The 21,458-nt window shown below is 63.1% G+C and carries 15 protein-coding genes, 4 tRNA genes and 2 pseudogenes; 9 read left to right on the forward strand and 12 right to left on the reverse strand.

Going from position 1 to position 21,458, the window contains the following annotated elements:
• Positions 1 to 5: 5 nt before the first annotated feature.
• Positions 6 to 545: a histidine phosphatase family protein gene (locus tag H620_RS0104225; protein WP_027906782.1), complete on the forward strand. Its 540-nt coding sequence runs from the start codon at positions 6 to 8 to the stop codon at positions 543 to 545.
• A gap of 15 nt (positions 546 to 560) precedes the next feature.
• Here H620_RS0104225 and H620_RS0104230 read toward each other — a convergent pair whose 3' ends face one another.
• The 3 genes from H620_RS0104230 to H620_RS0104240 form a co-directional block, all read right to left on the reverse strand.
• Positions 561 to 1,346, reverse strand: coding sequence for a sulfite exporter TauE/SafE family protein (locus H620_RS0104230; protein WP_023379618.1), 786 nt, complete (start codon positions 1,344 to 1,346; stop codon positions 561 to 563).
• 190 nt (positions 1,347 to 1,536) lie between these two features.
• Positions 1,537 to 3,423 (reverse strand): methyl-accepting chemotaxis protein McpA, encoded by a 1,887-nt coding sequence (mcpA, locus tag H620_RS0104235; protein WP_023379619.1) that lies wholly within the window; start codon positions 3,421 to 3,423, stop codon positions 1,537 to 1,539.
• 143 nt (positions 3,424 to 3,566) lie between these two features.
• Complete coding sequence (locus tag H620_RS0104240) at positions 3,567 to 4,445, reverse strand: LysR family transcriptional regulator (protein ID WP_023379620.1); 879 nt, start codon at positions 4,443 to 4,445, stop codon at positions 3,567 to 3,569.
• Between the two features lie 102 nt (positions 4,446 to 4,547).
• On the opposite strand from H620_RS0104240, the gene H620_RS0104245 reads away from it, so the two are divergent.
• The gene (locus H620_RS0104245) at positions 4,548 to 4,976 is read left to right on the forward strand and encodes a PACE efflux transporter (RefSeq protein ID WP_023379621.1); all 429 of its coding nucleotides are present in this window, start codon (positions 4,548 to 4,550) and stop codon (positions 4,974 to 4,976) included.
• Between the two features lie 16 nt (positions 4,977 to 4,992).
• On the opposite strand, the gene H620_RS0104250 is transcribed toward H620_RS0104245, so the two are convergent.
• From H620_RS0104250 to H620_RS0104270, 5 genes are all read right to left on the reverse strand, one after another.
• Positions 4,993 to 6,042 (reverse strand): hypothetical protein, encoded by a 1,050-nt coding sequence (locus H620_RS0104250; protein WP_027906783.1) that lies wholly within the window; start codon positions 6,040 to 6,042, stop codon positions 4,993 to 4,995.
• 129 nt (positions 6,043 to 6,171) lie between these two features.
• Positions 6,172 to 6,852: a GntR family transcriptional regulator gene (locus H620_RS0104255; RefSeq protein WP_023379623.1), complete on the reverse strand. Its 681-nt coding sequence runs from the start codon at positions 6,850 to 6,852 to the stop codon at positions 6,172 to 6,174.
• Positions 6,853 to 6,868: 16 nt separating this feature from the next.
• The gene (locus tag H620_RS0104260; protein ID WP_023379624.1) at positions 6,869 to 7,573 is read right to left on the reverse strand and encodes a FadR/GntR family transcriptional regulator; all 705 of its coding nucleotides are present in this window, start codon (positions 7,571 to 7,573) and stop codon (positions 6,869 to 6,871) included.
• Between the two features lie 44 nt (positions 7,574 to 7,617).
• A complete protein-coding gene (locus H620_RS0104265; protein WP_027906784.1) occupies positions 7,618 to 8,928 on the reverse strand; it encodes a C4-dicarboxylate transporter DctA in 1,311 nt (436 codons plus the stop codon).
• A 247-nt stretch (positions 8,929 to 9,175) separates the two neighbouring features.
• The gene (locus H620_RS0104270; protein ID WP_027906785.1) at positions 9,176 to 9,490 is read right to left on the reverse strand and encodes a helix-turn-helix domain-containing protein; all 315 of its coding nucleotides are present in this window, start codon (positions 9,488 to 9,490) and stop codon (positions 9,176 to 9,178) included.
• Positions 9,491 to 9,755: 265 nt separating this feature from the next.
• Between H620_RS0104270 and H620_RS27700 the strand changes: the two are divergent.
• The 3 genes and pseudogenes from H620_RS27700 to H620_RS0104280 all read left to right on the forward strand — a co-directional run.
• A pseudogene (locus tag H620_RS27700) lies at positions 9,756 to 10,085 on the forward strand (PAS domain-containing protein); the annotation flags it as partial.
• A gap of 747 nt (positions 10,086 to 10,832) precedes the next feature.
• Positions 10,833 to 11,321: pseudogene (locus H620_RS27705) on the forward strand (methyl-accepting chemotaxis protein); the annotation flags it as partial.
• A 12-nt stretch (positions 11,322 to 11,333) separates the two neighbouring features.
• Positions 11,334 to 13,022, forward strand: a complete 1,689-nt coding sequence (locus H620_RS0104280; RefSeq protein ID WP_027906787.1) for a putative bifunctional diguanylate cyclase/phosphodiesterase — start codon at positions 11,334 to 11,336, stop codon at positions 13,020 to 13,022.
• Here H620_RS0104280 and H620_RS0104285 read toward each other — a convergent pair whose 3' ends face one another.
• From H620_RS0104285 to folD, 4 genes are all read right to left on the reverse strand, one after another.
• On the reverse strand, positions 13,023 to 13,508 hold the full coding sequence (locus H620_RS0104285) for an Lrp/AsnC family transcriptional regulator (RefSeq protein WP_027906788.1): 486 nt from the start codon (positions 13,506 to 13,508) through the stop codon (positions 13,023 to 13,025). It lies immediately after the preceding gene.
• A gap of 100 nt (positions 13,509 to 13,608) precedes the next feature.
• Positions 13,609 to 14,673: an ornithine cyclodeaminase gene (locus H620_RS0104290; protein WP_027906789.1), complete on the reverse strand. Its 1,065-nt coding sequence runs from the start codon at positions 14,671 to 14,673 to the stop codon at positions 13,609 to 13,611.
• A 203-nt stretch (positions 14,674 to 14,876) separates the two neighbouring features.
• A complete protein-coding gene (locus tag H620_RS0104295) occupies positions 14,877 to 19,709 on the reverse strand; it encodes a dermonecrotic toxin domain-containing protein (protein WP_027906790.1) in 4,833 nt (1,610 codons plus the stop codon).
• 155 nt (positions 19,710 to 19,864) lie between these two features.
• Entirely contained in the window at positions 19,865 to 20,719 is an 855-nt protein-coding gene (gene folD, locus H620_RS0104300) for a bifunctional methylenetetrahydrofolate dehydrogenase/methenyltetrahydrofolate cyclohydrolase FolD (protein ID WP_027906791.1), read from the reverse strand.
• A gap of 256 nt (positions 20,720 to 20,975) precedes the next feature.
• Between folD and H620_RS0104305 the strand changes: the two genes are divergently transcribed.
• The 4 genes from H620_RS0104305 to H620_RS0104320 all read left to right on the forward strand — a co-directional run bounded on the left by H620_RS0104305 (position 20,976) and on the right by H620_RS0104320 (position 21,441).
• Positions 20,976 to 21,052, forward strand: a tRNA-Arg gene (locus H620_RS0104305).
• A gap of 42 nt (positions 21,053 to 21,094) precedes the next feature.
• A tRNA-His gene (locus H620_RS0104310) sits at positions 21,095 to 21,170 on the forward strand.
• Between the two features lie 55 nt (positions 21,171 to 21,225).
• Positions 21,226 to 21,310, forward strand: a tRNA-Leu gene (locus H620_RS0104315).
• 55 nt (positions 21,311 to 21,365) lie between these two features.
• Positions 21,366 to 21,441, forward strand: a tRNA-His gene (locus H620_RS0104320).
• Positions 21,442 to 21,458 lie beyond the last annotated feature (17 nt).

Consider the following 21,458-nt stretch of genomic DNA (forward strand, 5'->3'; position numbering starts at 1 on the left):
TCCCGGTGAAAGCTGTACGCCTCACACTCATTTGTCATGCCCAGACCGCGGCTCAGCGAGCGGGGCGTTTGCATCGTGCGCAGGATGGCATTCTGGACCACGCCGATCGGCCATTGACCCCTATGCCCGATGTGCGCGTGTTGACGGCACCAGAGGCACGTACCAGGGAAACGGCGGCCTGGTTGTCGGGCGCGCCTCAGGTCGAGGTCGGCCTGGCCGATTGCGACCTGGGTCGCTGGCAGGGCATGACGCTGAAGCAGTTGCAGGCCGAGCAGCCCGAGGCGCTGGCGCAGTGGCTGGAGGACCCTCGCAGCGCACCCCATGGGGGCGAATCCTTTGCCGAGGTGTGCCAGCGGGTGGGCGGTTGGCTGGAGGCGTTCGAGGGGAAGGGGGACTGGTTGGCAGTGACGCACCCTATGGTGATCCGGGCAGTGATCGTTCACCTACTGGGGTGTCCGCTGACAGCGTACCAACGCATCGATGTGTTGCCGCTGTCGCGTCTGGCGTTGAGTTACACCGGGCAATGGCGCCTGCGTCTGGCGTGACGCAGGCGCGTCAGCTCAGAACGCCAGCTTGTAGCCGATCAACAGCAGCATGCCGGCCAGGCAAGGCCGCAGCACGCGGTCGGAGATACGCCCGGTGAGGTGGCTACCCAGGTAGATGCCTGGCAGCGAGCCGAGCAGCAGGTAACCCAGCAGCGACCAGTCCATGTTGCCCATGCCCGCATGGCCTAGGCCGGCAACCAGGGTCAGCGGCACGGCGTGGGCGATCTCGGTCCCCACCAGACGGCGGGTAACCAGGAACGGGTAGAGCAGGAACAACGCCACCGTGCCCAGGGCCCCTGCACCGATGGAAGTGAGCGTGACCATCACGCCCAGCACCACGCCGGTGAGCACGGTGAGGATATTCAGGCTGCGATCGCTCAGATGGTAGTGGTCACCGGCATGGCGATTGGCGAAAGCCTGCAGGCGCGACTTGAACAGGATCGCCAGCGCGGTCAGGATCAGCACCACCGCCAGGCCTTGTTTGATCACCGCATTGAGTGCCGAGGTGTCGGTGTGCAGGGTGCTGAGAAACCACAGCGTCAGCGCGGCGGCAGGCACGCTGCCCAGGCTGAGCAGGCCGGTGATCTTCCAGTCGATGTTCCTGTTGCGGCCATGCACCCAGACACCACTGGCCTTGGTGATGGCGGCGTACAGCAGGTCGGTACCCACGGCGGTGGCCGGATTGATGCCGAACCAAAGAAGAATGGGCGTCATCAGCGAACCGCCACCGACGCCGGTCATGCCGACGATGAAACCTACAACCAGTCCGGCAATGGTGAAACCAAAAGAACCTACATCCATACGCTACTCGACTGCCCAGCTTGCCCGTTTTCGGATGCTGCCCAGCATATAGATTTTTTTATAGCCAAATAGACTTGTTCGTTATTAGGTTATAACTGCGCTGATGCAGCGGCATCCCGATGATGCAGCAAACGCCGGCAAGCCGGACCCTCGTCGAAGGGGGAGCCGCCTTGCCAGCGATGGGGCCGAATCAGATTCGGAAGCTACCCACCAGTTGCTTCAACCGCCCGGCCTGCTGGGCCAGCGCATCGCAGTGACGCAGGGTTTCATTGAGGTTTTCCACCCCTTGCTGGTTCAGTGCGTTGATCTGGGTGATGTCCAGGTTGAGGCTCTCGACCACGGCGGTCTGTTCCTCGGTGGCGGTGGCGACGGATTGGTTCATGCCGTCGATCTCGCCGATACGCTGGGTCACGCTGGCCAGCCGCTCGCCCGCCTGGTTGGCCACCTGCACGGTCTGCTCGCTGGACACCTGGCTGGTGTTCATGGTGTGGACCGCCTCGCGGGAACCGACCTGCAGGCTGGTGATCATGCGGTGGATCTCTTCGGCCGACTCCTGGGTGCGGTGCGCAAGGTTACGCACTTCATCGGCCACCACCGCGAACCCACGTCCGGCCTCACCGGCGCGGGCGGCTTCGATGGCGGCGTTGAGTGCCAGCAGGTTGGTCTGCTGGGAGATGCCTTTGATCACATCGAGGATCTTGCCGATGTCGTCGGTACTGGCGTTGAGCGCTTCGATCTGCTCGCAGGATTCGCTGATCCGTTGCGACAGAGCGGTCATGGCGTTGATCGCTTCTTCGACCACTTCGCGACCGCCATGGGCCTGTTCGCTGGCACCGCTGGCATGCTGCGAGGCATCGGCGGCGTTGCGGGCGATTTCCTGGGTGGCGGCACCGAGCTGGTTGATCGCGGCGGCAACGCTGTTGGTGCGCATGCTTTGTTCTTCAGAACCGATGATCGAGGCGTTGGAGGCGTTGACCACCTTTTCCGACAAATCGTGTACCAGGCGAGTTGCCGAAGACACTTCGCTCATGGACGCGTGGATACGCTCGACGAAGCGGTTGAACGAGGTCGCCAATTCGCCGAATTCGTCCTTGTGTTGCACGGTCAGGCGGCGGGTCAGGTCACCTTCGCCCTCGGCGATGTCACGCATGGCGCGGCCCATGGTGGTCAGCGGGCGCATCAGCACCGGGATCAGCAGGCCCAACAGGCCGGCGATGGCCGCTACCGCGATGATCATGGCGATGACCGCCGAAGTGCGGAACTGGCCAAGCGCGGCATAGGCCTTGTCCTTGTCGATCGACAGGCCGATGTACCACTTCGCCGAGGGCAGGCCGCTGACCGGGGCGAAGGAAATCAGTCTTTGCTGACCATTGAGCGTGACATCCTGCATACCGGTGGTGACCCGCAGGCCGCTGCCGGGATAGATGTCTTTGAGGTTCTTCATCGCCTGGTCTTTGTCCGGGCTGACGATCACCTGGCCTTCGCTGTCGACGAGGAAGGCATGACCGATACCGCCGAAGTCGACCGAGTTGATGATCTGCACCAGGGTATCGAGGGTCAGGTCGCCGCCAACCACGCCCATCAGCTCGCCGTTGCCCTTGCGCTTGACCGGGGTGGCGATGGTGACCATCAGGCCACCTACGGCGCCCTGGTAGGGGGCGGTGAGGACGGTTTGCCCGGCGCTGACCGCCGCGCCGTACCAGGGGCGCTGGCGTGGGTCGTAGCCGGCAGGCATCTGTGCGTTGGGACGCTGGGTGAACGCGCCGGTAGCCTGGCCCAGGTAGGTGAAGAGGAAATTGCTCGTGTAGGACGGTTGCTCGATCAGCCCGGCCAGGTTGTCGCCAGCGCCTTGCTCGGCGATGTCCTGGGCCAGGTTCTCCAGCACCAGGATGCGCCCGCTCATCCAGTTCTGCACGCTGCTGGCAGTCAGCGCACCGGACTGTTGCACGGACGATTCGATGTTTTGGGCAATGGTGTTGCGTTGCAGGTAATCGTTGTAAAGCGTGAACAGAGCGAAGGCCAGCACCACGACGGCGCAGGCGCTGAGCAGGATCTTATGGCGGAATTTCAGGTTCATGTTTCGAGACCTTGAGCCAGTGATGGGAGGGCGCTGCGCGCTTGTGGCGGGCGTGCGGACCTTTCACCTTTCATATCGGCGTGCTGGGTAAAAAATTGAAACAGTAACAGTGACTTATTGATCCTCTGTCGACGGACGGCAGGTCAGCGTGTGGCCAAGTGTTCGATCAGCATGCGAGCAGCCTGGCGCAGCGGCTGTTGCTTGCGCCAGAAGGCATGGATCGGCAGCTGCAGCTCATTGTGCGTGTTGCGAAAATTCAGGCGCACCAGGCGTCCGGCTTCGATCAGCGGGGCGACCCGGCTGAGCGGCAGATCACCCCAGCCATGGCCGGCTTCGACCATCTGCAGGGCGAGGTCGAAACTGTCGGTGTACCAATGGGTGGCACCGATCGAGGCACGCGGGTCGGCCAGCGGCAGGTCGCGGCTGCGCACCAGGATCTGGCGTACGGCAACCAGGTCCTCAAGATAATGGATGCGCTCGTCGAGCATGGCGCGATGGTTGGGAGACAGGGTCGCCACCAGTGTCTCTGTGCCGATGTGCTGGAATCCTCGTTGGGGGTCTACGTGCAGACCGGCGAAGGCCAGGCAAAGGTCCGCCCGCCCATTGTCGAGCAGCTGCAGGGCATCCTCTTGAGGGGCGCTGAGCAGGGCGATGTCCAGCAGCGGATAGCGCTCGCCCAGGTGGGCGATGGCGGCCAGCAAGGGACGGTGGTCGATGTCCGGGACCACGGCGATGCACAGGCTGCTTTCAAGCCCTTGGGACAGCTCAAGTGCATGCACCTGCAGAAGGCCTAGCTGCTCGGCAATCAGCCGGGCGTGGGGCTCGAGGGCCAAGGCACGGGGGCTGGGCCGCACTTCGCGCGGGCCGCGCTCGAACAGGGTATAGCCCAGTTCGGCTTCGAGGTTGCCGATGGCCATGCTCACCGCCGAGGGTACCCTGCCCAAGGCGCGCGCAGCGGCAGAAAACGAGCCATGGTCGAGCACGGCGAGGAACAACTGGATGTTATCGCTGGAAAAGTTCATGGGCAGCCTCCTGTCAGTCAATCTGAAAGCTGTTGACTTTGCCTGTCAATAAAAATGAATCATCCTTGCGCCCATCGCTTTTGTCATTTGAGGTAACCCCTGGTGCAGGGACTGAAACGCAAACTGGTCTATGTGACCTTCTATGAACTGATCGGCCTGTGCATGTCGACCGTGGGGCTGGCCTACCTGTCGGACACTCAGGCATCGCACACCGGGCCACTGGCGGTGATGATCACCACCATCGCCATGCTCTGGAACCTGATCTACAACAGCCTGTTCGAGTACTGGGAGAGCCGCCAGGCCAAGCGCGGTCGCAGCGTGGCGCGGCGGGTGGCGCATGCCGTGGGTTTCCAGCTGACCTTGGTGGTGTACCTGATACCGCTGATTGCCTGGTGGCTGGACATGAGCCTGGTCGAGGCGTTCCTGGTGGACCTGGCGTTCATCGTTCTGGTGCCTTGCTACACCTTCGTCTACAACTGGGCGTTCGACCGGATCTTCGGCCTGCCGACCTCGGCGATGGCCGTGGCCTGACGCCGCCCAGCCAGCCTCAGGGCGGCAGGCGTATCAATAATGGCTCCTGGCGCTGCTGCACTTCTTGCTCCCTCAGCTGTGGTGCGCTGGCCAGCAAGCTGTCCTCGACCTGGCCGGACAAGTAGTACACCCCCGCCATGGCGCCACTCTGGCGGTTCTCCATCAGCGCCTGCCATTCCTGGTTGAGCGCCACGTTCAGGATCACCCGCAACTGCTCGACCATCTGCGGATGCTCGCGGTCGTGGGTGATCATCCCGTAGCCGGCCGAGACGATCGAAATCATCGCCCCGGCCACCTTGCCCACGGCACTGGCCACGGCACTGGCTATGCCGCGTGGCGCCAGGGTGGCCCCGAGCTTCTCGCTGGCGCGGTCGGCAACCGTTGACAAGCCAATATCGGTTTGCCCAGGGCCTTTTGCTGCTTGCAGGTGCAGGTGCTGGCGCAGGGCCTGCCAGGCGGGCTGCTGTTCCAGTGGCTTGGCGCGCAGCAACTGATAGAGGCTGGCATTGCGTGCCTCGGGCGGGCCCAGGGCGATGGCCGGGATGCGATTGAGGCGCTGGCTGAACTGCTCAGGCGGCGCACGATAGCGGGCGATGATGGCTGGCAGTTGCTGGCCGAGCAGTTGCACGTACAACTCGCAAGCCCGATCACGGATGCCTTCGGGGTTGATCTGTTCGGCCACTGGTTCGATCACCCGTTCGTGATACTGCTCCTGCAGGTACAGGGCCAGGCGTTTTTCCGCAGGCTCCCGGCCTTCGCCACTGTCGAGCTTGTACCAGGCGACCTTCAGGGTCAGCCATTGCTGGGTCCAATAGCCGGTGAACCAAGGGATGAAGTCGCTCTCGGTACGCTGCTGCACTTGCTCTTTCCATACCCGCATCGACCGCCGGGCATAGTCATTGGCCGAACCGGCGGCGCCTACCGAAGCCTCGATCAGTTCCTGGTCGATGCGTTGCCAGATGGCGGGCGTGAGCGCCACGGGCGGCGGTGGCGGCGGTGGCTTGCTGGCGCAGCCGCCGAGGGCCACCAGCAGGCAGATCAGCAGTGAGGGAATGCGCAGCGTCATGCGAGCGCCTCCCTGATAAGTGAAGGGGGTTCAACGAGTATAGGGGGCGCATTCTGTGCCTGCCTTGCAGCCCATCGCGACGGCGCGTCGCCGCGACGAGCAGCGGCGATGGCGCAAAGGCGGTGTGGATCACTCGAGTTCGAGCTTGTCTTCCAAACGGTCGAGGTGCTGGTGCATCAGGGTCAGCGCTGTTTCCTCGTTGCCGGCTTCCACGGCGTCGATGATCGCGGCATGTTCCTCCCAGGCGCAGTGTTCGCAGCACGGTGATTCGTAGCGCGCGATGATCAGCGAGGTCATCGGTACCAGGCCGTTGAGAAAGCGCGCCAAGGGGGCGTTGGCGGCCACTTGCGCGAGTTTAAGGTGGAACTCGCCCCCCAGTCGAATCGCCGCACAGCGCTCGCCACGCTCGTGGTGCAGGCGTTCGCGCTCCACCAGCGAGCGCAATTGGCGAATGTGCGAGGGCTTGGCGCGCTGGGTGGCCAGGGTGATCAACGTCGTCTCCGCCAGGCGTCGGGCGCTGAGCACCTGGCGTGCTTGCTCAGGGCCAGGTGCGGCCAGGTGGGCGGTGTGGCTTGGGCGCTGAACCACCACTTGCTGATCCGACAGGCGCCCCAGCACCCGGCGAATCACCGTGCGGCTGACGCCGAAGGCATTGCCCAGCGCTTGCTCGGGCAGCAGGCTGCCCGGTGGCAGGCGCTGCTCGAGAATGGCGTCGAACAGCCGGGGGTAGATCTGATCGGCCGACAGGCGCGTCTCGCCAGCGGCGAGCAGGGCAGGCAACTGAGGGGCGGCTTGGGCGCAGGCGGTCATGGTCGCTCTCCTGGGGTCATTGGCTGTGATGTTCGTCCGGGATGTTCAGCTCGATTCCCATGCGCTGGCCTTCGGCCAGGATGTGCCGGCGCATCTGGGCGCTGGCCTGGGCGCTGTTGCGATCACGGATGGCCCGCACCACGGCTTCGTTCTCCTTGAGTCGGGCGGCCAGGTGCTCGGGGGAATTGCGTAGCATGTCGGCACTTTGCTTGAGGGCATTGCTGGTCTGCTGTACCACGCTTTGGAAGATCGGGTTGGTGGTCAGGGCGAACAGCGCTTCGTGGAAGGCAATGTAGGCTTTGACACCGGCTTCGCTGTCATCGGCCTCGAGGGCTTCGCGCATGTCCATCAGGGTCAGGCGCAATTGGCCAATGTCCTGGCTGTTGGCCGATTGCGCCACCAGGCCGACGATGAAAGGTTCGAGGGTGTAGCGCAGCTCCAGCACGTCGGCCAGGCTGGCCGGTGCCGTGGTATCGGCACCGGGCTCGGTCACCATCGCCTCGGCATCGAGTACCAGAACCCCCTTGCCCGGCATGGCGCGCACAAGGCCCAGGGTTTCCAGCACGGTGACGGCTTCGCGCAGGCTAGGGCGGCTGATGCCCAGTTGCTCGGCCAGCTCGCGTTGGCCAGGCAACATGTCGCCGGAGCGCCACTGGCCCCGTGCAAGCGCCTGGCGCAGTTTTTCCACCACTGAGTTGACGACGGTCGATGAGCTGATCACGGTTCGCTCCTGGAGGGGCCGGCATCATTGCCGGCCACACTCGGTCAAAATTCCTGTTGATGGGCGTTGGGCTGCTTGCGTGGGGTGTGGGCGAAACCCGGCTTGCCATCGAGCACATTCTGCGCACGTTGCATGTCGATGTCCTTTTCCCATCGGGCGATGGCCACGGTAGCCACGCAGTTGCCGATCAGGTTGGTCAGCGCCCGGCCGATGCCCATGAACCAGTCCACCGCCAGCACCAACACCAAGCCCACTACTGGAATCGCCGGTACGGCGGTCAGGGTGGCAGCGAGGATGACCAGCGCCGAACCTGGGATGCCGTGGGCTCCCTTGGAGGTCACCAGCGACACCAACAGAATGGTCAGCAGGTCGGTCATCGCCAGCGGTGTGCCGGTAGCATTGGCAATGAACACGATGGCCAGGGTCAGGTAGATGGAAAAGCCGTCGAGGTTGAACGAGTAGCCCGTCGGAATCACCAGGCCGACGGTGGAACTGCCGATGCCCAGGTGTTCGAGCTTACGCATGATCTGTGGCAGCACGGCGTCGGAGGAGGCGGTGCCGAGTACGATGGTCAGCTCTTCGCGCAGGTACTTGATGAACGGCAGCAGCTTGAGGCCCGACAGGCGCATCACGGTGCCGAGGATGATCAGCACGAAGCCCGCGCAGGTCAGGTAGAACAAGGCGACCAGCCCGCCCAGGTGCTGCAGGGATTCCAGGCCGTACTTGCTGGTGGTGAAGGCAATGGCGCCGAACACTCCGATGGGGGCCAGGCGCACGATCATGCCCATGATGCGGAACACCACATGGCTCAGCTCATTGATCAGCCGCGAGATACCCGCCGCCGAGTCGCCCACCAGGTTCAGGGCACTGCCGAACAGCACCGAGAACAGCAGCACCTGGAGGATGTTGTTATCGGCGAAGGCACCGACCACCGACGTCGGGATGAGGTCCATGAAGAACGCCGTGGCGCCATGGATGTGCTGGCCACGTTCGGCCAGGCTGCTGGCGTCGGCGCTGGACAGCTGCTCGAGGTGAATGTTGGCGCCGCTGCCGATGCCGCTGGTGAAGGCGAAGACCAGGCCGATGACCAGGGCGATGGTGGTCAGGATCTCAAAATAGATGACGGACTTCAGGCCGATTCGCCCGACTTTCTTCAGGTCGCCGGCGCCAGAGATTCCACTGACCACCACGCAGAACACGATGATGCCGATGAGCATCTTGATCAGCTTGATGAAGCCGTCGCCGAGGGGTTTGAGTTGCAGGGACAGGTCGGGGAAGCTGAGGCCGCAGGCAATGCCGAGGGCAAGGCCCAGCACCACTTGCAGAAAGATCGAACGCGAGCACCATTTGAGCATGGGAGGGGTCTCTGATCGGTGTCCTTGCTTCGATGCCGCGAGGGCGAAAGAGCGCAGGACTTAATTATTGTGGTCTTACCGGTTTGTTCAGTGCAGGGTCATAAAAGCGCGAAAAATCCGACTTTGCAAGGAAATTCGGCCTTACCGGTCTGACCAGTTATGGGGCATTGTGGCCTCACTGGCTCTAGTTCGGTGCACATAGCGTTGCGGGCCTGGTGGGGCGCCCGCGCGGATGAGGCGAAAGAGTTCAGGATTTGGCCAATGCCTGATCCACTGCTGCAATCAGCTTGCCAAGCGCCTTGGGCGGGGCCTTGTGAATCACATCGAACAGGTACGCTCGCTGCTCGTCTTCATCGTCAGGCTCGCAGAAGAAGACCTTGGGCTTGATGCCCAGAACGTCGGCGAAGGTTAGCAGGGCGTCGATGCTGGGGGTGTAGGTGCCGGTCTCGAAGCGGCTGATGGTCTTGGGGTCGAAGCCGGTCTGCTCGCCGAATTGTGCCTGCGTCAAGCCTGCCAGCTTACGGTAGCGGCGCAGGGCAAATCCCAGAGCTGATCTCTTCATCAATTAATTCCCATTTAGAATCAGGAACTTACCGGTATAGTTTGGTGTAATGCAACGCTGCCTTGGATCACATTTGCTTGATTTATGTGATGGTATTCGTAGAATTCGCACTTTGACCGGCCAGTCATTATCGGCTCTCGCTCTATGCTCGACCCGAGGCTGCAAGGGGCTCAGGTGCTCTGGAGCGTTGGAGCCCCACGATGTGAAGCGGTTCCGGTGTGTCCGATGAGCGCGGCGCCGGTTTTCTTGTGAATGGAGTCCCATCGTGCGTGTCAACCTGCCGGTTACACCGGTCGAGCAGCGTTTCCCCGAAGATCAGCGACTGATATCGGCCACCGATACGGCCAGCCTGATCACCTACTGCAACCCAGAATTCGCTGCCATCAGCGGCTACAGCGAAGCCGAGCTGATCGGCAGCCCGCATAACCTTGTGCGGCACCCGGACATGCCTGAGGCGGTGTACGCATTGATGTGGCGTTACCTCAAGGCCGGTAAAAGCTGGATGGGGATCGTCAAGAACCGCTGTCGCAACGGCGATTTCTACTGGGTCAATGCCTATGTCACGCCGATCCTGGAAGATGGGCGGGTGGTCGGTTACGAGTCGGTACGGGTCTGTCCGACCCGCGATCAAGTGCGTAGGGCCGAGGCGTTGTATGCGCGCTTGCGCCAAGGCAAGTCGGCGTTGTCGACCGGCCGTCGCCTGGCATTGCTGGGGCAGGCGCTGGCACTGCCGATGCTCGGTGGTGCCCTGGCAGTGGCGGCCAACCAGTGCTTGCCTGGTGCGCTGGGCCAGGGCGTGACCTTCGCGCTGTTCGTGGCCTACGGCCTATGGGGACGCAACGATTTGCGCCGGCAGTTGCAGCGTGTGATCCAGGGCGCAGACGGTACCTTCGCGGACCCGATCGCAGCCTTGACCTACAGCGACCTGCCGGGCGCTGCCGGGCAGTTGCAGTTGATCCTGGTCGGTGAGCATGCGCGACTCAAGACAGCGCTGACCCGCCTGAGCGATCTTGCCGCGCAGATGGCCGTGGCCGCCGCGCAGGCGGGGCAGTTGTCCCGTGGCACTGAAACCGCCCTGCTCGAGCAGCGCGCCGAAACCGACCTGACCGCCACCGCCATGACCGAGATGGCCGCCTCGATCGGTGAGGTTGCCAGCCATGTGCAGTTAACGGCCAGTGAAGCCCATACCGCCCATGGGCTCGCCGAGCAGGGGAACCGGGTCGCCGACTCGACCGGTACGGCTATTCGCAACCTCGCGGCCACCGTTGGGCAGATCAACCGGGCGGTCACTGACCTTGCGGACCAGACCGACGCCATCTCCGAGGCGGCCGGGATGATCCGCGCCATCGCCGAGCAGACCAACCTGCTGGCACTGAACGCGGCCATCGAAGCGGCCCGTGCCGGTGAGCAAGGGCGTGGGTTCGCGGTGGTGGCCGATGAGGTTCGGGCGTTGGCCGACAAGACCCGCCAGTCGACCCTGCACATCCAGGGCGTCATCGACACGTTGCGCGAGGGCGCCGAGCAGGCCGTGGCCATCGCCAGCCAGGGCATCGAAGGGGCCGAGCACGGTGTAGCCCAGGTGCAGGAGGCGCAACAAGCGTTGCAAGGTATACGCGAGGCGGTGCAGCGAATCAGCGACATGAGCCAGCAGATGGCGACGGCCTCGCAGCAGCAGTCTTCGGTAGCCGAAGAGGTGTCCCGGCAAATCAACGGGGTCGCTGGCATCGCGCAGCAAAGTGCCCATAGCGCCAATGCCGCCGCCTCGCGCGGCGCCGAGCTGGAACAGGTGTGCGCCGGATTGCGCGCCCTGGTGGAGCGCTTCAACCGTTAAAGGCAGGATGCTATGGACGATATCTATCGCGCGGCCGTGGACGCGGCCGCGATCTTTTCCGAGACCGACCTGCGCGGGCGAATCACCTACGTCAACCAGCAGTTCTGCAGTATCTCTGGCTATAGCCGTGAAGAACTGCTCGGTGCCAATCACCGTATTCTCAATTCAGGCCTGCACGAGCCGGAGTTTTTCCTGGGCATGTGGCGGGCCCTGGTCGCAGGGCGGGTGTGGAAAGGCGAGATCTGTAACCGGGCCAAGGATGGCTCGCTGTACTGGGTGGACAGTACCATGGTGCCGCTGATCGACCCCAAGACTGGCAAGGTGCACAGGTACGTCTCGATCCGCTTCGATGTCACTGAAAAACGCCAGTTGCTGCACACCCTGCAATGGCGTGTCGGACACGATGTGCTCACTGGGTTGCCCAACCGCGCGTACTTGTCCGAGTTGCTCAACCAGGCCCTGGCGTTTTCCCGTCGCGAGGACATTCCGTTGGCGGTGTGCATGCTCGACCTCGACGGTTTCAAGGCGGTCAACGATGGCTACGGACATGCCGCGGGCGACTTGCTTCTGGTCGAGGTGGCCCAGCGGTTGAGGAGCATCCTGCGCGGCGGTGATGCAGTGGCAAGGCTGTCGGGCGATGAATTCGTGCTGATCCTGCGTCATGTCGATGGCAGTCAACAGTTGCATGCCGCCTTGCATCGGATACTGCACGCCCTGGCTGCGCCTTATGTCATTCGCGAGCAGCGCCTGGCGCTCAGTGCCAGCGTTGGCGTGACGTTGTTCCCACAGGATGACGAAGATGCCGATACGTTGGTACGCCATGCCGATCAGGCCATGTACGTGGCCAAGCAGCGCGGGCGCAACCGGTATCACATTTTCGATGTTTCCCAGGAACTGGAACTCAAGGCGACGCACCAGACGGTCGCGCAGGTGCGCCGTGCGCTGCGCCAGGGCGAGCTGTGTCTGTATTACCAGCCCAAGGTCAACCTGCACAGCGGCCAGGTGCTGGGTTTCGAGGCCCTGCTGCGCTGGCAGTGCCCAGGCCGTGGACTGGTATTGCCAGGCGAGTTTCTGCCCTTGGTCGAACAGACCGACCTGATCGTGGAGATTGGCGAGTGGGTGATCGAGCAGGCGCTGCACCAACTGCGTCGATGGCAACGCGAAGGGCGTAACTGGTCGCTGAGTGTGAACATCGCCGCCCGACATCTGCAGCGCAATGACTTTGCCGCGCGGCTGGCGCAGTTGCTGGCCGAGCACCCAGGCATTGACCCCACTCGGTTGGACCTGGAGATCGTCGAGTCGGTGGCGCTGGATAATCTCCAGCACGTCAGCCGTTGCTTGGACGCGTGCCTGGCGCTGGGGGTACGTTTTTCGCTGGATGACTTCGGCACCGGCTATTCGTCCTTGAGCTACCTGAAGCGCCTGCCGACTCAGACCATCAAGATCGACAAGTCGTTCGTGCGCGACATCCTCCATGACCAGGATGACCTGGCGCTCACCGGGGCGGTGATCGGCCTGGCACGGGCCTTTGGCCGCGAGGTCATCGCGGAGGGGGTGGAAAGCGTCGAGCATGGGCGGGTGCTGATGGAGCTTGGTTGCGCACTGGCGCAGGGGTATGGCATCGCTGCCCCGATGCCAGTGGGCGAGGTGGCGGCATGGGCGCAGGCCTATCGACAACCGGAGCCATGGCGCTCGGCCTGATCACGGCAGTGGGGCCATGCTCTTGACCGCCGCCAGCTCCGGGTGCGCCACCAGTTTGTCGATATGCAGGGCGTCATCGTTCATCCAGTGTTCGGTAAGGACCCGGTAGTGCTCCATATCCCGACAGCGCATGCGCAGGCTGTAGTCGAAATGGCCGCTGATCAAATGACACTCGTACACTTCGGGGCAACTGCGCATGGTGGCCTCGAAGGCCTTTTGTGCAGCGCGGCCGCTCTGGTTGGAGAGTGCCACCAGTACCAGCAACGAGAGCCCAGGCGATACTTTCTGCAAGTCGATGATCGCTCCGTATCCACGTATCACCCCACGTCGCTCCAGTTTGCGCACACGCTCCAGGCAGGGGCGTGGGGTGAGGTGAACAAGGGTGGACAGCTTCTCGAAAGTGATGCGGCCATCGTGCCGTAGCACGTCGATGATCGCCTCGTCGATGCGGTCCAGGGGGTGGTGGGAATCGGCCTTGGTGTCCATGCGCAATGGCTTCATTCAGCGGGAGGCATGGACAGGTTAGGCGGTAATTCCGCAACTGTCGCTGCAGGGAAAAGAGGGGCCGTCGTACGGCCCCGCAATATCAGGCGATTGCGCAGCTGGCTGGGTGTGCCGCTCGAATGCCCACCCTGCGCGGTTGCAGCAGTGCGTATAGATCTTTTGGGTTCTCCAGGGTCGGTACCAGCTCGATGTCCTGCCCGATGTCCAGAGCTTGGGCGCAATCCAGTACGTAACGCAGGGCCGCGTAATCCTCCAGGGCAAAGCCGACCGAGTCGAACAGTGTCACCTGGCGGTCATGTTCGCGGCCAGGCACCTGGCCCGTCACCACTTTCCAGAATTCGGTGACGGGCAGGTCTGCCGCCGCCTGCTGGATCTCGCCTTCGATCCGGCTCTGTGGCTCGTACTCGACAATCACCCGCGCCGCTTCGACGATGGCCCGGTGCAACTCAGTCTTGCCCGGGCAGTCACCGCCCACGGCGTTGAGGTGCATGCCCGGTTCGATCATTTCCGGGGTAAGGATGGTGGCGTAGGCTTTGTCGGCAGTCACCGTGGTCACGATGTCGGCGCCGCGCACGGCCTCGGCGACCGAGTCTGCCACGGTCAGCTTCAGGCCGGGACGATCTGCCAGGTTGGCCACCAGCTTGGCGGTGGCGGTCGGGTCGATGTCGTACAGGCGAATCTCGTCGATACCCAACAGTGTTTTGAAGGCAATGGCCTGGAACTCGCTCTGGGCGCCGTTGCCGATCAAGGCCATGCTGCGGCTGTCCTCGCGGGCCAGGTAGCGGGCGGCCAGGGCCGAGGTGGCTGCGGTGCGCAGTGCGGTGGTCAGCGTCATTTCGCTGAGCAGCACCGGGGCGCCAGTGTCGACGCGGCTCAGGGCGCCGAACGCCATCACCGTCAGCAGGCCGTCGCGGGTGTTCTTCGGGTGGCCGTTGACGTGTTTGAAGGCATACAGGTTGTGATCGGAAACCGGCATCAGCTCGATCACTCCGTCCGGCGAGTGATTGGCCAGGCGCGCGCATTTTTCGAAGTCCTGCCAGCGCAGATAGTCCTGGCGAATGTACTCGGCCATTTCCACCAGGCAGGTCGACAGACCTTTGCGATTGACCAGGCGGGCGAGGTCTTGCACATCGATATAGCGGGTCATGGGGTTCTCCGTACAGCGGCGCACCTGAGCGTCGGGTGGGCTCTCAGGGTGGGCTGTAGGTATATTTTCCGACAGGCACTGTGCAAAAGCTGGCTGTGCGCAGGGCGGGGCTCAGCCGCAACAGCTGAAATCAAGCGCCAGGCAGCCGAATCGGCTGTGGGCGGCCCTGGCGCGAAGCTCGCCCAAGGCCTGTGCAGGGAACCTCACTGCGTGTTGAACATTGTCATCGCCAGCTGTCGATACAGGGCGTCTTGGGCGTCGCGACGGGTGCTGAGCAGCAATCGGCCAGCCCGTTCGTACAGCTCGCTTTCGCCGCTGTACCGTCCTGATACCAGGTCGATACGTTGCAAGATGCCTTCAATCCGCCACCTTAAGCCCTGTACTGCGGAGGTCTCCCGCTCCAGGGCTTCGATGAATCTCGGTGGCACGGCCGGTCCGGTGTAGGGCGCGATTGCCGAGGTCGGCTCGGTCAAGTCGGTGTAGTACTCCGAAGCCGCCTGCCACTCCCGGGCCAGTGCCTGGAAGGCCTCAGGGTAAAGCCGTTGCACCCAGGCGCGCCAAAAGGGTTGCTCGCTTGCCCAGCGCGCCAGGAAAGCCCCATCCACCTCGGCCAGTACCGCCTGGGCAAGGTGCTCCAATGTGCCCTCGCTCAGTTGCGCCAGGTAGCCGAAAGCGATCTGCGCCGGTTGATCGGGTAGGCTCAGACGTTCACGCAAGGCGATGCGTGCGACCAGGGCTATTTCGATTTCGTCGGGAGGGAGTTGAGGGTCGGTCAGTCGCTCATCGCTCATGTCATCGTCGGCCAACAGCGCTGGAGCGGCCTGGCGCGCGGCCTCGTCCTCGGCTGCGCTCAAGGCTTGGCGTCGCGCCCGGCGGGCGTTGTACAGGGCGCCGACCCGTTCATCGAGACATGCTTGGCGTGCCAGGCTGGTGACCACGGAGACAGCGACAGCCTCGTCCGATGCTCCGGTGTGGGAAGTGGCTACGCAGCGCCACACCGCGACTTGCGTTTCCACTCGCTGGAACAGCAGGCTGGCCTGATCCACGCAGGCCTCGGCGGCATCGTTGATCTCGGCGGTGACTTGTTCGAGCAATTGCGCGCGTCCCCAGCCAGTTTCCCCATCGACAAGATCTTCGGCGGTCAGGGTGCTCAGCACATGGACGATTCGCTCGCGGGTGAGGGTTGGGTTTGACTGATAGTCCGGTGTTTGGACCATGCGCTCGACCAGGCGATACAGCGCGGACCAGGCGGGCTCTTCGGCATGGGCTTGACGGTGCGCGTCGAGTTCGGCGGGAAGCTCGAGGGCCCAGGGTTCTTCTTCCAGGACGTCGAGGTCAGGGATGGCTTGGAGCCCGGCATTGACCAGCCTGAGCTGGGCCTGTTCGTCGAAGGGGTTGTCGTCGAAGTCATAGTAGGTGCCTTCCTCGCCACTGCGAATGGCTTCGGCGAAGGCTGTGTCGCGCAGTTCGGGCGCGTCAACCAGGCGGTTGCCGCTAAGGTCTAGCGAACGCAGCACCAGGGGGCGCTGATCCATCAAGCCGACGAGTCCCACGGGCCACTGCGTGATCTCGACGCGGTCGAGGTCGAGGGTGTGCAGTCGCTGCCACCCGGTCACGTCAGGCGCGAGGCGCAGCGGGTTCTCGCCCAGGCGCAACGACTGCAGGTGATTCAGGCGTGCCAGCGCGGTGCGGCTTTCCGGGGTCAGGGTGATTTCGTTCGACCCCAGGCTCAGCTCGGTCAATGCAGGCCAACCTTGCAGGGCATCGAAGTGTTCGGCCTGCAGCACCAGATTGTTGAGGTCTGCCTGTAACGAGTACAGGTGCTGCAACTGACCGAGCCGTTCCAGGGCCTGGGTGGGCAAGTCTTCTAGCGCGTCGGTGAGGTTCAGGCGTTGCAGGCGAGGAAGGTGCGCCAGAACGTCGAGGTTGCGAGGCGTGTCCAGAAGCAGGAAGTTTTCCGACAGGTCCAGGGACTCCAGCTGGGTCATCTGGGTCAAGGGTTCAGGCAGCCAGCGCAGCAGATTGCTGGAAAGATCCAGATGGCGTACGCCAGGAAACGCCTGCAGGAATCCATCCATATTGGCAGCTTCACCGGCGCGTGAACCGACCACGATCAGCCAATTCACGTGCGTCAGGCGTACCGGCAAGGTTGGCAGAGAGCCCAGGTGTTGCGCCTCGAGCACCAATTCGACCTGATCGACTTGCGGGCTTTCCCGTCGCCATGCCTGGCGTATGCGACAGGCCGCCTCGGTGCGAGCGATGCGGCGCTGTTCGATGGCGCCCACCATAAGCCCTTCTGCGTCATTGACCCAGGTGTCGAGCGTAGTGCCAAGGCGTTGGTACTCTGTTCGCAAGCCTTCGAGCAGCCTGGTGAACGCGCCGGGTGCGTCTCCGGCCGCCTGGCGCAGGCGATAACGCAACCATTCGCGATCGCCTGGCTCGCGGCTGGGAAACAGCATGTCGAACAACGCGTCGTCATTCGCCCAGCCTTGGCCGCGGCCGCTGAGTGGATAGCCTATGCGTCCTGTTTCCAGAAGGCGCGTGGGTAATTGGTAGAGCTTGCGTACCGGAGCCATGCCCAGCAGGCGGGCAGCATTGTCGCGGTCGGCGGCGGCTTTTTCGAACAATGCATCGCGTAATGGCAGGGGGTCGTGTATCTGCAGGTTCAGCGCTGTCCGCTCGCTGTCCGGCAAGGCATCGAGCAGGGCTTGGTAAAGGGTCCTGTGACCGGACAATGATTCTGCGTGCTCGTCATAGGGTTGGTAGCTTTGTTCATGGCGCACCAGGGTCTTGACCGGTCGACCGCGCGGGCCGGCAGCGTTGATAAGCCGGCCGTGCAGACTGCCTTCGCGCAACTCGATACGTACCGCGTTGCTCCAGCCAGGTAACTGCTCCAGGCAACCCAAGGCCAGGGCATCGCGATCCTGCCAGGGGCCGCTGTCCTGGTAAAAACGCAGCAAGGCGCGGTTGATGCGAGCTTCGCGCAGGTACAGGCGAGCTGTCTGTGCAATGGCGATAGGCAGGCGGCCACTGCGTTGCAGATGGTCCAGGTCGCGGTTGCTGGCTTTGGCAAGGATCTCGGACTTGGCCCTGAGACTCAGGGAAGGAAAATCGCGTCCGAGGACGACCATGCCGGTGTTTGTCGGCCCAGGTGTTGCGGCATCCGTTGCGCCAAGTGCCTGCAGGTTGTCGAGCAGCAGGGCTGGGGCGGCTTCCTGATCGACCACCACGCGGCGCACGGCTGCATCGCTGAAACTGCTGCTGCGCAGGGCCCGTAGCAGGGTTTCGTCACTCACCGCGACGCCACTGTTGCCGATTCGGCGCATGAGCCTGGCGGTGGTCCAAGCCAGAGGTTGCTCGTGTTCGAGCAGCCAAGGACTGTGGCCGTTGCCCAGCAGGCGAGGCTGATACTGGTGGCCTCTGGCGGTTGCGAGACGCCAGCCATGGGCTGCTGTTTTTTCGAGCGGAAGGTGGTTGCCTTCCAGGGTGAGCCAGGGACGGCCCTGATGATGATGCAAGCCTTTGGTTGCCGGAGCGCCTGGTGGCCAGGGCGCTTCTCGGCTGAAAGGCAGCAGGTCTGCATGCCAGAGGCGTTGGCCAGAGGGGCCTGGAATGCGTGTCCAGTTCTCCAGCGGGCCAGTCAGACCGATTGCCGCATGAGCGGCGCCCAGTACGGCAATCTGCACCAGATTGTCGAACACATCGAACAGATGGCCGATGGCCGCATCGGTTTCTCCCTCGTTGAGTGCATGCACGCCTTCGAGAAACGCGTTCACGATCTGCGCGCCGCCGACCACCAGCATCAACTCGCCCAGCGCCGGCACGAACAAGCTCGCCACATTCAGTGCGGTCAGGCCCACGCCCAGCCAGCCCAGCAGGCGTGCCTGCCCGATCGCAGCGTCGAAACGCGCCGTGGGTACGACCAGCGTCACGGCATCGGTCAAGGCGACCTGCACCTGGCTGCTGGCTCGCTGTTCGAAACAGTCACCTGTCCAGGGCGTGAAGGTCAGCGTCAGGCGGGCATTCTTGTCGAGGGTCTCCTGCCATACGTCGTGGGGGGAGGGGAACAGCCGTTTGATCCAACTTACCGACTCGCCTTTTTCCAGCACAGGTGGCGTTGGGTAGAGCAGTGCGTAGGGGTAACGAGGGTAGAGTCTTTGCCGCAGTCGGGCAGCGAAGGCGGGTTGTTGCGCGTGGCTGACGAAGCGGTTGAAGAACAGTCGGAAGTCCTCCTGCCATAAACGGTGGGTAAGCGCTGTGCCGGCAGCCTGCAGGGAGGGGTACTGGCGTACTGCGCCCGAGGGGTCTGCGGGCAAGTAGAGCAGGCAGGGCTCTTGCTCGTCGCGTGGCTCCAGTCGCACCAGCAAAGGCCCGCTCAGGGGGACGCCGAGAACGCTCAGGTAGCCACATTGAAGGCGTCTTGTACCGGTCAGTGAGCGCACTTCGTGCGAGCCTGCGAGCGCGGCTTCGCCCAAGGATTCCCCGCGGCTGTCGATCCGTCCTTGCAGGCGAGCGTAGGTCAGTTCCGCCGCGAAGGCTGCGTGGTCCTGCCCGCGAAGCAGGGCGCGAAAGTCATCCGTGTCGATGTGTTGCCGCAGGTGGTTCAGGTAGCGTTGGCCAAGGTCAAGATTGCGCACGCCTTTGACGAACAGCGTGGTGTCTACGGCCATGGGCTCGAGGGCGTCTTCGGAGGCATAAAGGCGGATGGGCGTGTCGTCGGCCATGTTCTGCATGGCGGCTTCCAGCCAGGACATCATGCGTCGATGAGCGGGCGTGCGGTCGGCCAGCACGGCCGTATCGGGTGAAGGGAGCGGTATGTCCGGATACCAGCGGGCGAGGGCTTCGTTGAGCAAGGGGCGACAGAAGGCTTCCACCGATTCGAGGGGAGTCATGGCCTCGTGCAGTTTTCTCGTGGCCTTGTGGCTGTGCTGCACGCGCTTGCGCAGGATCTGGCGTTGCTGTTTGGTGGCCTCGGTCAGCCAGTCGTGCAGGCGCTGCTGAATCAGCGCCAGGTGGTGAGGTTGCAAGGTGTGCATGGGCTGCTCCTGATGGGGGGAGCAGTGAGGCTAATGGCGATGCGGCGAATGCCTTGCGTACAGTGTTAGCACCAGGGGCCAGGTTTGGCGCGGTAGGGCTCGCCAACGAAAACGGCACCCTCTGGGTGCCGTTTCACGTCGTGCGCCACGTGTGCTTACTTGTGCAGTTCTTCCGCTGCGTACAGCGTGTTCTCCAGCAGGCACGCCCGGGTCATCGGCCCGACACCGCCTGGTACCGGGGTGATCCAGCCTGCGCGGGGCAGGGCGGTCTCGTAGACCACGTCGCCGACCAGCTTGCCGTCGTCCTGGCGGTTGATGCCGACGTCGATGACGATGGCGCCTTCCTTGATCCACTCGCCCTTGACCAGGCCCGGCTTACCGGCGGCCACTACCACCAGGTCGGCACGGCCAACGTGGCCGGCGAGGTCCTTGGTGAAGCGGTGGCAGACGGTGACGGTGCAACCGGCCAGCAGCAGTTCCATGGCCATGGGGCGGCCGACGATGTTGGAGGCACCGACGATCACTGCGTTCATGCCGTAAAGGTCCTGGCCGGTGCTGTGCAGCAAGGCCATGATGCCTTTGGGCGTGCATGGGCGTAGCAGCGGGATACGCTGGGCCAGGCGGCCGATATTGTAGGGGTGGAAACCATCGACATCCTTGTCCGGGCGGATCCGCTCAAGCAGCAAGGAGGCGTCAAGGTGTGCGGGCAGCGGCAGTTGCAACAGGATGCCGTCGACGGCCGGGTCGTCATTGAGGCGGTCGATCAGGTCGGTCAGGGCTTGCTGCGTGGTTTCGCTGGGCAAGTCGAAGGCCTGCGAAATGAAGCCGACCTCTTCGCAGTCCTTGCGCTTGTGCGAGACATAGACTTGGGAAGCGGGGTCGGTGCCGACCAGGATCACCGCCAGGCCTGGAGTGCGCAGGCCTTGCTGGCGACGCTCCACGACACGTTGAGCGATCTGCTGGCGCAGGTTGGCGGCGATCGCCTTGCCGTCGATTAGGTGTGCAGTCATAGACGCGTGATTAACCATCGAGAAAGGAACATTAAAGAGGGCGCATTCTCGCACGACATGGCCAAAGGGCAAAGGCGGGTGGTCGGGCAAATCCCCTAACCCCTTAAATAATTTAAATTTTTTAGAAAAAGGTGTTGACGGTATTCCCGCTCGTCTATAAGATTCGCCGCACTTGTCGGGTACGACCTAGCACGGGTTGGCAAGGTCGGGCAGAATGAGTGGTTTGTTGGCTCGTTCGGTCAGGCACACTGCTTATGCGCCCGTAGCTCAGCTGGATAGAGCATCCGCCTTCTAAGCGGATGGTCGCAGGTTCGAGTCCTGCCGGGTGCGCCATTAGGCTGCTTGGGCGAGCAAGTAAGGCTGTATAGCGATATGGTGGGCGTAGCTCAGTTGGTAGAGCGCTGGATTGTGATTCCAGTTGTCGTGGGTTCGATTCCCATCGTCCACCCCATATTCTTCAGAGGCGCCTTGATTGCATGATCTGGCGCCTTTGTTTTAAGCGCTACGCGGACGTGGTGAAATTGGTAGACACACTGGATTTAGGTTCCAGCGGCGCAAGCTGTAAGAGTTCGAGTCTCTTCGTCCGCACCATGCTTCTGTAAGGTTGTAACACGGTTGTAATGTAGTACCGCAAGACCGCAATATGGTGGGCGTAGCTCAGTTGGTAGAGCGCTGGATTGTGATTCCAGTTGTCGTGGGTTCGATTCCCATCGTCCACCCCATATTCTTTAAGGGCGCC

Source organism: Pseudomonas taiwanensis DSM 21245 (genome assembly GCF_000425785.1).
Taxonomy (GTDB): domain Bacteria; phylum Pseudomonadota; class Gammaproteobacteria; order Pseudomonadales; family Pseudomonadaceae; genus Aquipseudomonas; species Aquipseudomonas taiwanensis.